The organism is Streptococcus sp. 22.1, assembly GCF_016648645.1.
In the GTDB taxonomy this organism is placed as follows: Bacteria; Bacillota; Bacilli; order Lactobacillales; family Streptococcaceae; genus Streptococcus.
Window position 1 is genome coordinate 1 of the sequence record NZ_JACLQK010000031.1, and the last position, 13769, is coordinate 13769.

The window sequence follows — 13769 nt, forward strand, 5'->3', positions numbered from 1 at the left end:
TTAAGACAACTCCTATATTCTAGCAAATCTAGAATAGCTTGTCAACACTTTTTTTGAAGTTTTTTCACTTCTCGTGTTCGCCGTCTCTTCCGAAACAGCTTATTTATAATATCATCTCTGACTTATCTTGTCAATAACTTTTTTAAAGTTTTTTCAAACTTTTTCAGTCAATGAACAATTTCCTTGAGACTTTATTAGTCTATCAAGTTTGTGAACCAATGTCAATACTTATTTTCTATGCAATAAGTGAAAGCAAAAAGAAGATCTCTAGTATCTCCTTTTTTCATTTTTTATAGAGCTGCTCGCATGCGTGCTTGTGAATTTTCGACATTTCGTATTGAGCGCGGTAAGAACGCACGGATGTCATCTTCTTTATAACCCACTTGCAATCTCTTATCATCAATTAAGATTGGACTTTTCAAGATTCTTGGGTTTTCTTGAATCAAATCAATCACTTCACTAACACTGAGCTCGTCGATATCACAATTTAGAGCTTTAGCATAGCGATTTTTTGATGAAACAATGCTCTCAACACCATTCTCTGTTTTTGATAGGATGTTTAAGATTTCTTCTTTTGTAAGTGGTTCTTTACCAAGGTTTTGTTCTTTATAAGGAAGTTGATGGTTGTTCAACCATGTTTTTGCTTTTTTACAACTTGTACAACTTGAGATTGTATAAATCTTAATCATGTTAATTCTCTCTTTCTGTCACATGATACTATTATCTTATCATTGTCCTTAGTTTAAGAAATCGGTCTAGCGACCTATTTTGAATCTAAGGGGACTTTTTCAATTATCATAGATTTTTTTACTTAGATTAAATCAAAGAGAAAAAGAGCTCTTCGGCTCTTTTACACTTATTCTTCAATTTCAATGGTTGAATCAAGGTCCAAAACAAGTTCATCAGACGTTTCTTCAACTTGTGCTTCTTCAACACTATCCTCTTCATCTGGTTCAATCAAACCATAGTGTACACGTACTTTATGATCAATTTCTTCAAAAATATCTGGATGATCTGCCAAATATTTTTTAGCATTTTCAGATCCTTGACCAATCTTCTCTCCATTATATGAGAACCATGCTCCGGCTTTTTGAATAATTCCTAAATCACTAGCGATTTTTACAAGCTCACCTGTTTGTGAAATCCCTTCACCATACATAATTTCGACAAAGGCTTCTTTAAATGGTGGAGCAACCTTATTTTTGACAACCTTGATTTTAGTTTCCTTACCAACATTTTGGTCTTTTTTATCACCAGTCCCTTTGATTTGCGTATTTCCACGTACATCAAGACGTACTGATGCATAGAATTTCAGAGCACGTCCACCAGGTGTTGTTTCTGGATTACCAAACATAATACCAACTTTTTCACGCAATTGGTTAATGAAGATAGCAATTGTTTTTGTTTTATTAATAGATGCAGATAGCTTACGCATGGCTTGACTCATCATACGCGCTTGAAGCCCAACATGACTGTCACCAATATCTCCATCAATTTCTGCACGTGGTACCAAGGCCGCAACTGAGTCAACAACAACCAAATCAACTGCACCAGAGTCAATCAGCTTACCTGCAATTTCGAGACCTTGCTCACCTGAATCAGGTTGTGACAAAAGAAGCTCATCGATATTAACACCTAGTGCTGCCGCATAAGCAGGGTCAAGGGCATGCTCTGCATCGATAAAGGCAGCGATTCCGCCTTCTTTTTGCGTCTGAGCAACAGCATGGAGGGCTACAGTCGTTTTACCTGATGATTCTGGTCCGTAAATTTCGATAATACGACCTTTAGGATAACCACCTGCACCAAGAGCAATATCCAAAGCTAGCGAGCCTGAGCTCATAACCTGAACCTTCTGCTCTGCACGCTCACCAAGACGCATAACTGCACCCTTACCAAAATCTTTTTCAATATTCTTCAAAGCATCATCAAGTGCTTTACGACGCTCATCTCCAAATTTCTTTGTAATTTCTTCTGTTTTCTTTGTTTTCTTAGCCACTTATTTTCCTCTTCTTTCTATAGTTAAAGACAAACTTAAATCAAGTTGTCTCTTGTAATAAAGCTTGGCGAACTAGGTTAAAGGCATAGAGGGTACTAATATATCTAACGTCAGAACGACTTCTTCCACCTATAACAACCTTGATTGACCTTACTTGATTCCTATCAGCAATACCAATAAATACTGTACCTGCTGGGTGTCCTTCTAATGAATCTGGTCCAGCTACACCGGTAAGTGCAATTCCGTAATCGCTATCTGTTTTAGCTCGGGCACCTTCAGCCATTTTTTCTGCAGTAAAATGACTGACAACACCATGTTCTTCTAGTTGCGACAAGGGAATATCCAACATTTTAGATTTTTCTTCAATGCTGTAAGTAACAAAGCCGCCTTTAAATACTTGTGAGGCTCCTGAAAAATCAGCAATACTAGCCTGAAATAAACCTGCTGTTAGGCTTTCAGCTGCAGTGATAGTCTTGCCATGGTTCTTAAGCAAACGAAAAGCTTCAAAGGCTAAACTATTAGACTCTCCATACCCATAAATAAAATCAGATAAGGATTTGCCATCTAGAGTTTTAGTAGAACGAATTTGTTTTTCTAAAACATCTAGTTTTTGATCTGCTTCTTCTCGTGAAGAAGCCTTTGTAGACAAGCGAAGTGTTACTTCCCCCACTTTAGCGTATGGAGCTATGGTTGGATCTGTTTGGTTAACAATAAAATCCTTCAGAATAGTCACCAATTGACTTTCTCCAACGCCAAAGAATCTTAGGACTCTCGAATAAAGACTTGCGTGATTCTCAGTAAGTGCTGGAACAAGTTCCTGATTCACCATAGGTTTGAGTTCACTTGGTGGACCAGGTAAGACTACATAGGTCACCCCTTGAGCAGTAATGACGCCTCCAACTGCAAGACCTGTAGGATTTTGCAAGGGGATAGCCCCCTCAACAATTTGCGCTTGACGTTCATTATTAGGCGTTCGTGTGTGTTTAGGGCGAGTAGCAAAGAAACTGTCCAGCTTTTTACTTGCCTCCTCATCAAAAACAAGTTTTTTTCCTAAGAACTTAGCTAGGGTTTGCTTGGTTAAGTCATCCTCAGTAGGGCCAAGTCCACCACAAAGAATAACTAAATCACTACGTTGACTAGCCTGATCAAGAACTGAGAGTAGGCGGTTTTCATTATCACCTACTGCGGTGTGAAAATATACATCGATTCCTAGTTCAGCTAGTTTCTCAGATAAAAATTGGGCATTGGTATTGGTGATTTGCCCGGTTAGGATTTCGGTTCCTACTGCAATCAATTCAGCTTTCATTGGTTCACCTATATTACTATTCGTAAAATAATCTCAAAAACACGTTCGTTTATAAACTAACATGTTTTCCTCGTCTTGTCAATCAAATCCACTCATTTATTTGAAGTCACAGTTATTTTCATGATCATTCACAAATCCTGCGGCTTGTAAAAATGAATATATAGTAGTCGGTCCTAAAAATTTGAACCCTCTCTTTTTTAGATTTTTGGCAATCTGTTGGGATAAATCAGTCGATGATGGGACGTCCTTATATGTGGGAACATTATTTACCAAGGGCTTTCCGTCAAAGAACTGCCAAAAATAATGGGACAAGGAGCCAAATTCATCTTGGAGTTTTAGTACTTGTTTGGCATTATTTACGGTTGCTTCTAGCTTAAGTTTGTGACGAATAATATCCGGATTTTGAAGCGCTTCTTCAAGTTCACTTAGGCTAAACTGGGCAACACGCTCAATATCATAGTTATGAAAAACACGATTAAAGGCCTGACGTTTATTTAAAACAGTTAACCAAGAAAGTCCTGACTGATAACTTTCTAAGCAAAGTAGCTCAAAAAGTTTTTGATCGTCACCAATAGGCTTTCCCCACTCCTTGTCATGATAATCACAATATAATTTATTGTTTGTTGGAACCCAACGACAACGATTGACCATTGCTTACCTCATTTCATCAACATCTTAAGAGCTGATTTAATGTATTGCTCTGCCGTTTCATTAGTACCTTCGAAGAAGGCTTTGATTTTCTTAAGTTCTGCAGCTTTATAACCTAGAGCAAGCAAAGCTTCCATAGCCTCATCCAACTGATGATTTCCTTCAGGTTGACTTGGTGTCGTCTTGGTCGTTTCTGTTGGTAACTCTGCAAATTTCCCTGCCAAGTCCAAAACCATTTGCTGGGCTGTCTTTTTACCAATCTTTGGAAACTTCATCAGGTACTTGATGTCACTATTATCAATGGCAGCCACCAAGCCTTGATTATCATCTACAGCAACAATGGCTAGAGCAGTCGTCGGACCTATTCCAGAAACTGAAATAAGCTTAAGGAAGACTTCTTTTTCATCTTCAGTATGGAAACCAAAAAGAAGGTGGGCGTCATCCCTAATAACCTGATGAAGGTAAACTTGGATAGTCTGATTCATCTGGTCAGAAAAACTATATGGGTTCGCTACAGTGACAATATAACCTAGGCCGTTTGCTTCTATAACAATATACTTGGCAGTAATTTTCACTAGAGTTCCCTTGATGTAATCATACATAGCGTGTGATTTCCTTTCTCGTTAGTATCTTCAATGGATTGCTTTGTTATTTTATACTTATAAGATAATTGTCTTGAGTGTTTATTTGTCATCTCAAGCACTGCTGTACTATTGTAACAAAAAATCCACTCGAAAGTGGATTCTGTTTGCTCCATTTTAAGGATGACTACTCGTCTTTAAAGTATCTGTAATCATCTTTAGACCTAATAGAATATATGTTACAACGCCTAAAGTAAAGGCAATGCTAGAAACATTTACTAGGGCATTCTCCAAACTTGGTCGACCTAACCAAGCCAAAATATAGAAAATCAAGCTAGTCGCTAAAAATGTTAAGCCAACAAGTAAAAAGTGTTTATTAGTTTTTGTTAGGTGTCTCATCACTCTACCTCCTAACTTAAAAATCAGTCAATCATCCTACAATGATGTGCTAAAACATTAGAAGATCCCTTGTCTTCACCACTATTATAAATCTAACATTCCTATTCGTAAAGTAAGACGAAAAAAAGTTTTAATACTTCCCTAGGTCACGTAGACTGGTATGATTTTCTTGAATTCGACGGAACATTTTTTCCATATCAGATTTTGTAAAGTTGACAAGTACAGGACGTCCGTGGGGGCAATTATAGGGGTTTTTACACTGTGCAAGCTGTACTAGAAGGTCACGCGCAGAGTAATCATCGAGAGCATGATTCGCCTTGATTGAACGTTTACAACTCATCATGATGGCTAACTCAGCACGGTAGGTTTTGACAGACACTTCATTCGTCAAAAGAAGCATGTCGCACATCTCATAGACTGCAGATTCAATCTCTTCTTCCTTCATCCAGATAGGATGTTCACGAAGAATGAAGGTGTTATTCCCATAAGGCTCCAAATAGATACCAACCTGGTTAAGAAGAGGCATTTTTTCTTGTAAACTAATGTAATCTGCCCCTGAAAATTCAAAGAGATAGGGAACCAAGAGCTGTTGTAAACTACTGTCAACCTCACCAATCTTTTCGCGATAGTACTCATACTTGACACGTTCTTGGGCAGCATGCTGGTCAATGATGTAAAGTCCACCTTGTCCTTGAGCAAAGAGATAGGTTCCATGCATTTGACCAAAAAACTCCAACTCAGGGAAGGTTGAGGTTTCCTCATTGTCCAGATTTTCAAGCATGCGCTTCATTTTCGACTTGTTTTTATAATCAAGTTTTTCGTGTTCACTATCACTTTCATCTGCTGAACGTTGTGCTTGTTTAACAGAAGGTTGCGGTTTGTTTTCTACCGATGAAACTGGAGACTCTGACACGAGTGGTTTGATATCCTCTTGGACTGTCTCTGGTTTGACAAAGAAATCATTACGACTGCTATCATAGTAAAGATTGGTCTGTTTGAGTGGGAGACTCGTCTGAACTGGCTTAGTTGCACCTCTAGTACTTGACTTGGCTAAATTTTCAAGGGCATCTGGAATTAAATCCTGCTCTCTAAGACTTTGAGCAATGGCAGAGCTGATGAGGGCCATAAGCTCCTTTTCTTTAGAGATACGTACTTCCTGTTTTGTTGGGTGAACATTGACATCAGCCAAATAGGGATCAATTTGAATATCAATAACCGCAATAGGGAAGCGTCCTACCATGAGTTTAGAACCATAACCATCAAAAATAGAACGGTTAAGCAGGAAGTTTTTTATATAGCGTCCGTTAATGAGAATTGTGATGTAGTTACGATTTGCACGAGTTAATTCAGGAAGGCTGACATAGCCAGAAACTTCAAAATCAAGGTCAGAATTTGAAATTTCCACCATTTTTTTAGCCGTTGTCAAACCATAAATCCCGGCAATAGCTTGACGGAGGTCTCCAGTACCTGAGGTCTGTGTCAACTGACGACCGTCATTAAGCAAGGTGAAGGCAACTTCGGGATGAGCTAGACTCAGACGATTGACAACATCGACAATATGAGCCAACTCGGCCTGTAAACTCTTCATATACTTGAGACGAGCAGGGGTATTATAAAATAAGTTTTCAACGGTAATCTTTGTTCCAACTGGTGTTGAAATAGGATCCTGACTCTCAATTTCCCCACCCTTGGCAACCAGTTTAGTCCCATAGGCTTCTCCATCAGCCGCCGTCACAATGGTAAGATGACTGATAGAAGCTATCGATGGCAGGGCCTCACCTCGAAAACCAAGAGTTCGAATACGAAAGAGGTCTCCTTGATTTTTGATTTTACTTGTTGCATGACGGCGCAAACTCATGGCTACATCAGCTTGAGCCATTCCTTCGCCATTGTCTGTAATTTGAATTTTTGAGAGGCCTGATTCTTCAACTTCAATAGTAATCTGGGTGCTGCCTGCATCAATAGCATTTTCCACTAACTCTTTGACAACACTAGCTGGACGCTCTACGACCTCACCAGCAGCAATCTGGTTGGCTAACACCTCAGGCAATTCGATGATTTTTGGCATAATTATTATTTTCCCTTCTAAAAGGTTGAGAGAACAATGTTTCTAACTGTTACTGATGCTTCCTATAAAGCCATAACTCACACACAACTGTTAGCCAAGATAAGGCTGTGGCTATAACAATCATATCCCCATGACGAAGGTTGAACCAAATGAGCCCAGAAAAAATCAAGAGGTAGATGACTTGGAAAATCCATTGGTAGGTTTTGGGTGAACTTGTCGAATCCATAAACTGCTTAACAAAGAAATAAAGTAAAAGCAAGTTCAGTGTTAGTGCCTTTTCAAAAGGTGTAAAAAAGCTCAAAATCAGACTGCAGGCAAGAAAAATTCCTGCTAGCCATTTCATTATAGATTTCATGTGATTACCTCGTCAGTACGTTTTCATTAAGTATAGGGGTTTTCGAAAATATTTTCAACCACTTAGACACCATACAGGACCACATAGACAAACGCTATTGCTGTGGACTAGTAAATAGTGTTTAATAAAGGTGTGAAAGGGAGGAGGCCTCCTCAATTACCAATAAGAAAGGATAGTTATGAAAATAAAAGTTCAGATTGACTCAGTATTTCAAGAAGAAATGTTGCAGATTCAGGCACCTAGTCGGACGCCCAAGATTCAACAAGTTGTCGAGTTTGTCGAATCTTTGGATGATAACCAACGACTCAGAGGAAAAAAAGATGGCGAAACTTATCTCATCGAGTCTAATGCTATTTCCAGAATTTACATCGAAAATCGCCAAGTTCTAGCTGAAACTATTCAAGGAGATTACCACTTAGGCTTACGTCTCTATCAAGTTTTAGAAAAACTGCCATCTTACTTTATCAAAATCTCACAATCAGAGATTGTCAACCTTAAAGAAATTAAACGCTTCAACATTACCCCTAATGGCCTCGTTGAAATTCACCTAAAAAACAAGGAAACCACCTACTCATCACGCCGTTACCTCAAAGCAATAAAGGAGAAATTACAATGAAAAAGCAACTTTTTAAATCAGGCACAAAAGGCATCCTTATCGGACTTGTCGTATCCATGATTATGTCTCTTATCTGGGCACCAAGCTACATGCCTCTTAATCCTCATTCAGCTATTGGACAATGGATGACGTCACATCAGGTTCACGGATCTTTGGTATTGGCCTACTGCCTCATCACTTGGTTTGCTATCGGTATCCTCTTTGAAGTCGCTAGTTATATTTTCCGTAAGGCTGAATGGAGTTTGCTTCGTACAACCCTCACTCACTACGCCTTAACCTGTCTAGGTTTCATTCCACTAGCTACCCTCAGCGGATGGTTCCCTCTACGTTTAACTTTCTACTTGGAGCTAGTCATTGAATTCAGCCTTATCTATCTCCTCGTTTGGGTCTTCTCTTATTGGAAAATGAAAAAGGATATTGAACAACTCAACCAAGAATTGAAACACCTATAAAAGACAAGAAGCCTGTCAATCGACAAGCTTCTTTTATAGTTTCTGTTTTAAATCTGCTACAGCCATCATGACTTGCATCGGTGTCATATTGTAAATGTCCAAATCACGTAACTCTTGAAGAACCGGATTTTCAGTAAAATCATCAAAGAGAGAGATTTGCTCGTTGATATGCGTTTCAGTGGCAGGCTTCTCTTGAGGCGATACCTTTTCCTGAGGTTGGATGGTAACTGTCTCGCCCTCTAGTTGTGTCAAGATGGTGTCAGCACGTTCCAGTAAATCTGCTGGTAAACCTGCAATCTTAGCCACATGAATACCATAAGATTTATCGGCTGGGCCATCGACAATCTTGTGAAGGAAAGTCACCTCTCCGTCCTTTTCAAGTGTCGCCACATGAACGTTGACAAGGTGTGTCAAAGTATTTGACAGGGCTGTCAACTCATGATAATGGGTAGCAAACATGGTTTTAGCCCCCACCTTGTCATGAATAAACTCAATGATAGACTGGGCCAAAGCCATACCATCATAGGTGGCTGTCCCACGTCCCAACTCATCAAAAATAATCAAGGAATTAGGTGTCGCCCGCTTAATGGCCTGGTTAGCCTCCATCATCTCAACCATGAAGGTTGACTGACCTGAAATCAGGTCATCTGCAGCACCAATACGTGTATAGATGGCGTCAAAAACTGGCAAATCAATACTATCTGCTGGCACGTAAGAGCCCATCTGAGCCATAACAACTGACAAGGCCAACTGACGCATATAAGTAGATTTACCACTCATGTTTGGTCCTGTGATGAGCTGAACATTGGTCTGACTGTCAAAGGTAATCGTGTTTGGAATGTATTCCTGAACACCCATAACCTTCTCAACCACCGCATGACGGCCTTGATCAATAACGATACGATGCTCATCATTGAACACAGGACGAACATAATGATTAGTCTCTGCTGTAACTGCCAAACTCTGAAGCACATCGACTGTCGCAATAGCCTTAGCCAAAGATTGCAAACGATCAATATAGCGTTCCACCTGCTCACGGACACGCATGAAAATATCATACTCTAGCGTTGATGACTTTTCACGTGCCTCTAGCATTTCACCTTCAATCTTAGCCAACTCAGCAGTTCCAAAACGCTCTGAATTTTTCAGGGTTGCCTTGCGGAAGAAATGGTCAGGAACCAAGCTAAGGTTAGAGTTGGTCACATGGAAGTAATAACCATCTTTACGGTTATAATCAATTTTTAGTGTTGTAATACCAGACGCTTCACGTTCCTTGGCTTCGATGTCTGCAATCCATGACGTCCCCTCGCTCATCACCTTGCGATACTTGTCCAAGGTCTCATCAAAACCAGCACGGATAATACCACCTTCTGTAATGGTTGCAGGAGCATCGGGATCAATAGCCGACCGAATCAGACTCTCTAATTCTGGCAGAGCATCTAACTCTTGTAAAAGACGTGACAAGGCCTCGTCATCAAAAGACTCCAAAATCGCCTTAATTACTGGAACCTGAGCTAGGGTATGACCTAGCTGAATCAAATCTTTAGGGTTAGCCTTTCCGAAGGAAACACGACTAGCCAAGCGCTCAATATCGTAAACCCCTTTAAGACTCTCAGTCAGATCACTACGCTCGAAGAAATTGTCCAAGAAAACTTGAATAATATTCTGACGCTCCACGATTGCAGCCTGATTCACTAAAGGTCTATCAATCCAAGTACGTAAGAGACGCATTCCCATAGCTGTCTTGGTTTCATCCAAGAGCCAGAAAAGAGAACCGTGTTTCTTGCCTGTTCTAGCATTTTCCAGTAAATCCAAACTCGACTTGGTCGCATAGGACATCTGCAAGTAATCCTTAATCTCATAGTGCTGAGCCTTTTGTAAATGGCTGAGCTCACGCATCTGAGTACGGTGCACATACTGGAGAAGTTTACCCGCTACACTGCTTTCCAAATCTGTCAAGCTAGTGTCAATCAAGTGGACATCATCGTAAACCACTGTTTCCTTGGAAAGTAGAAGGTTGAGTTGCTTCACCAAAATTTGTTCATCAGCTTCGGGTAAATCGTAACCAACCACTACTTCACGTGCCTTAAGGTTCTGAATTTCACTACAAACTGAACTGAAATCGTCCAACTCTGTCGCAAAAAATTCACCCGTTGACACATCCATATAGGCCAGACCAAAACGACTTCCAGCCTTGTCAATGGCCACCAAGAAATTATTAGCATTATCAGGTTTAGAGCTGTCAACCACTGTACCTGGGGTGATAACCTGAACCACCTCACGCTTAACCACGCCAACAGCCTGTTTAGGATCCTCCATCTGCTCAGCAATGGCTACCTTGTAGCCCATCTCAACCAAGACATCAATATAAGCTTGAGCTGAGTGATAAGGTACACCCGCCATAGGAATGGGATTATCGGCGTTCTTATTACGACTGGTTAGACTAATTTCCAAAATCTGGGCAGCCTTAACAGCATCTTCGTAAAATAATTCGTAAAAATCACCCATACGAAAGAGCAAAAAAGCATCTGGATAATTTTCCTTGATATCCAAATACTGCTGCATTCCTGGAGATATTTTTTCCTTAGCCATGTCTTAACTCCTCGTTAATCCTTTCTTCGATAGACTTGGTCACATATTGGATCAAGTCACTGGCATCTTGCATTTTTTGACGGTAGTCCTGAACAATGGGCAAATTTTCCAACTCATGTTGAATCAAATCCGCCTGCTCACCTGCCTCCTCATAGGCACGTTGTTTCTCAATTTTTTGAAAAAGTACTGCTTCTTGTTGGTAAGCCTTCATCTGTCCAGCCAGATGACTGATTTGTGGCACCTGCTTGATAGCTTTCTCAGCCTCTTGAAAAGCAAGAACCGCCTCATGGTGTTTGAGGAGGTCGATTAACTCTTCTTTAGCTTTTTGGAGATCCTGATGAGGAGTCTTCATCAGTGAAACTCGCTTTCCAATTTTTCAGCAACCACAGCATCCTTACAGATTACCAATAGAGTATCTGCGCCAGCAACAGTTCCTAAAATTTCAGGATTGCCGTCACTATCAATCAGGTTAGCCAAAACATCTGCTTCACCCAATTCTGTATGGAGAACCAGCATAAACTGAGCACGGGAAACTGATTTGACATAGTCCTTAACCGTAGGGTCCAAACTTGGAAGCACATGCTCAGACAAACTATAGTAGAGTCTGCCTTCTTCATCACGAAGCTTCAAGAGGCCAATCTCACGCAAGTCACGTGATAAGGTAGCCTGAGTAACCGTGATGCCTTCCGCCTCTAAGCGTTGCTTAATTTCCTCTTGTGTCCCAATCTTATCTCTTGAAATCATCTGTTTGATAACAGCTTGACGATCTCTCTTCATTATCTTTCCTCTTTTTATGTATATTCTTTGCATATTATAACAGAATTTTTGTATTTTTTCATGAAATACTTCCTAATAGATGCTTTCTTGTCCCTACCCTATTAACTAAAATAATGGTAAAATAGGTATGAATGACAAGATTTGAAATGGAGTACCTATGAATACTAAAGAACTCATTGCAGCAGAAATTGCCAAAGTTGTTCCCGAATTGGAACAAGAAAACATTCAAAATCTGCTTGAAACCCCTAAAAATGCTGACATGGGGGACCTCGCCTTTCCTGCCTTCTCATTGGCTAAAGTCTTGCGCAAGGCTCCTCAGATGATTGCAGCAGACATCGCTGAAAAAATCGATGCCTCAAACTTTGAAAAAGTTGAAGCTGTTGGTCCTTATATCAACTTCTTCCTTGATAAATCAAAAATCTCAGCGGACGTTCTTGGACAAGTTATCGCTCAAGGCAGCCACTACGCTGACCAAAACATCGGTCACGGACGTAACATCGCCTTTGATATGTCTAGTCCTAACATCGCTAAACCTTTCTCTATCGGTCACTTGCGTTCAACAGTTATCGCTGATGCTCTTGCCAACATCGTAGCTAAACAAGGCTACAAACCAGTCCGCATCAACCACTTGGGTGACTGGGGTAAACAGTTTGGTATGCTGATTGTTGCCTATAAGAAATGGGGTAGCGAGGAAGCTGTCAAAGCTAACCCTATCAACGAACTCCTTCAACTTTATGTGCGTATCAATGCCGAAGCTGAAGAAGACCCATCTGTAGACAAAGAAGCTCGTGAATGGTTCCGCAAATTGGAAGCTGGTGACGAGGAAGCAACTGCCCTTTGGCAATGGTTCCGTGACGAAAGCTTGGTGGAATTCAACCGTCTTTACGATGAACTCGGTGTTTCTTTTGATAGCTACAACGGTGAAGCCTTCTACAATGATAAGATGGATGAAGTCGTTGACATCTTGACAGAAAAAGGACTTCTCCAAGAATCTCAAGGTGCCCAAGTGGTTAACCTTGAAAAATACGGTATCGAACACCCAGCCCTCATCAAAAAATCAGATGGTGCGACACTTTACATCACACGTGACTTGGCTGCTGCCCTCTACCGTAAACGTACTTACGACTTTGCCAAAGCCATCTATGTGGTTGGTAATGAACAATCTGCTCACTTCAAACAGTTGAAAGCTGTTCTTAAAGAAATGGGCTACGACTGGTCTGACGACATGACTCACGTTGCCTTTGGTCTTGTAACTAAGAACGGTAAGAAATTGTCAACTCGTAAAGGTAACGTTATCTTGCTTGAGCCAACAATCGCTGAAGCTGTTAACCGTGCCCAGGCTCAAATCGAAGCTAAGAATCCAAACTTGCCTAACAAGGAAGCTGTTGCTCATGCTGTCGGTGTCGGAGCTATCAAGTTCTACGACCTTAAAACAGATCGTATGAATGGTTACGACTTCGACCTTGATGCCATGGTATCCTTCGAGGGAGAAACTGGACCTTACGTTCAATATGCACACGCTCGTATCCAATCTATCTTGCGCAAGGCTAACTTCACGCCATCTGCAGATGCTACATACAGCCTAAACGACGTTGAAAGCTGGGAAATCATCAAACTCATCCAAGACTTCCCACGTATCATCAACCGTGCATCAGACAACTTTGAGCCATCTATCGTTGCTAAATTTGCTATCAGCTTGGCTCAAGCCTTTAACAAATACTATGCACACACACGTATCTTGGACGAAAGCCCAGAACGTGACAGCCGTTTAGCTCTTTGCTACGCAACAGCAACAGTTCTCAAAGAAGCCCTTCGCCTTCTCGGTGTTGAAGCTCCAGACGAGATGTAAGCCATATTTAAAACGCCTAAGGGCGTTTTTTAATTGCCAGTCAAAACCACCCGTGAGAACGGGTGGCTTGCTCTTCGGCTGAAAGCCTCTGCTACCGGCCGAGGCCTAAAGGCCTACCGAATGGTTTCCC

At 40.8% G+C, this 13769-nt stretch carries 14 protein-coding genes; 3 read left to right on the forward strand and 11 right to left on the reverse strand.

Annotated elements, in window-relative coordinates:
- Positions 1-290 precede the first annotated feature (290 nt).
- From spx to H7U04_RS10870, 8 genes are all read right to left on the reverse strand, one after another.
- Entirely contained in the window at positions 291-689 is a 399-nt protein-coding gene (gene spx / locus H7U04_RS10835; protein ID WP_002886328.1) for a transcriptional regulator Spx, read from the reverse strand.
- Between the two features lie 167 nt (positions 690-856).
- Complete coding sequence (recA, locus tag H7U04_RS10840; protein WP_002889600.1) at positions 857-1996, reverse strand: recombinase RecA; 1140 nt, start codon at positions 1994-1996, stop codon at positions 857-859.
- 40 nt (positions 1997-2036) lie between these two features.
- Complete coding sequence (locus tag H7U04_RS10845; protein WP_156685504.1) at positions 2037-3302, reverse strand: competence/damage-inducible protein A; 1266 nt, start codon at positions 3300-3302, stop codon at positions 2037-2039.
- A 96-nt stretch (positions 3303-3398) separates the two neighbouring features.
- Positions 3399-3953 (reverse strand): DNA-3-methyladenine glycosylase I, encoded by a 555-nt coding sequence (locus H7U04_RS10850; protein ID WP_145517477.1) that lies wholly within the window; start codon positions 3951-3953, stop codon positions 3399-3401.
- Positions 3954-3961: 8 nt separating this feature from the next.
- Entirely contained in the window at positions 3962-4552 is a 591-nt protein-coding gene (gene ruvA / locus H7U04_RS10855) for a Holliday junction branch migration protein RuvA (RefSeq protein ID WP_037599413.1), read from the reverse strand.
- A gap of 156 nt (positions 4553-4708) precedes the next feature.
- Positions 4709-4930 (reverse strand): hypothetical protein, encoded by a 222-nt coding sequence (locus H7U04_RS10860; RefSeq protein WP_037597288.1) that lies wholly within the window; start codon positions 4928-4930, stop codon positions 4709-4711.
- A 130-nt stretch (positions 4931-5060) separates the two neighbouring features.
- Positions 5061-6998: a DNA mismatch repair endonuclease MutL gene (gene mutL, locus H7U04_RS10865; RefSeq protein ID WP_156685502.1), complete on the reverse strand. Its 1938-nt coding sequence runs from the start codon at positions 6996-6998 to the stop codon at positions 5061-5063.
- A 49-nt stretch (positions 6999-7047) separates the two neighbouring features.
- Positions 7048-7353, reverse strand: coding sequence for a hypothetical protein (locus H7U04_RS10870; RefSeq protein WP_002886319.1), 306 nt, complete (start codon positions 7351-7353; stop codon positions 7048-7050).
- Between the two features lie 178 nt (positions 7354-7531).
- Here H7U04_RS10870 and H7U04_RS10875 point away from each other — a divergent pair, with 178 nt between their 5' ends.
- A complete protein-coding gene (locus tag H7U04_RS10875) occupies positions 7532-7969 on the forward strand; it encodes a LytTR family DNA-binding domain-containing protein (protein WP_181419164.1) in 438 nt (145 codons plus the stop codon).
- A complete protein-coding gene (locus tag H7U04_RS10880) occupies positions 7966-8421 on the forward strand; it encodes a DUF3021 domain-containing protein (RefSeq protein WP_110980750.1) in 456 nt (151 codons plus the stop codon). The genes H7U04_RS10875 and H7U04_RS10880 overlap by 4 nt, the downstream gene beginning before the upstream one ends.
- 33 nt (positions 8422-8454) lie before the next feature.
- Here the strand turns inward: H7U04_RS10880 and mutS are convergent, their stop codons facing one another.
- From mutS to argR, 3 genes are read right to left on the reverse strand one after another with little or no spacing between them, the layout of a single operon-like run.
- Positions 8455-11013 (reverse strand): DNA mismatch repair protein MutS, encoded by a 2559-nt coding sequence (mutS, locus tag H7U04_RS10885; protein ID WP_110980749.1) that lies wholly within the window; start codon positions 11011-11013, stop codon positions 8455-8457.
- Positions 11006-11365: a YlbF family regulator gene (locus H7U04_RS10890; RefSeq protein ID WP_110980748.1), complete on the reverse strand. Its 360-nt coding sequence runs from the start codon at positions 11363-11365 to the stop codon at positions 11006-11008. The genes mutS and H7U04_RS10890 overlap by 8 nt, the downstream gene beginning before the upstream one ends.
- Positions 11365-11793: an arginine repressor gene (gene argR, locus H7U04_RS10895; RefSeq protein WP_170314548.1), complete on the reverse strand. Its 429-nt coding sequence runs from the start codon at positions 11791-11793 to the stop codon at positions 11365-11367. Before argR ends, H7U04_RS10890 begins: the two co-directional genes overlap by 1 nt.
- Positions 11794-11947: 154 nt before the next feature.
- Between argR and argS the strand changes: the two genes are divergently transcribed.
- Positions 11948-13639, forward strand: a complete 1692-nt coding sequence (gene argS / locus H7U04_RS10900) for an arginine--tRNA ligase (RefSeq protein ID WP_048790892.1) — start codon at positions 11948-11950, stop codon at positions 13637-13639.
- Positions 13640-13769 lie beyond the last annotated feature (130 nt).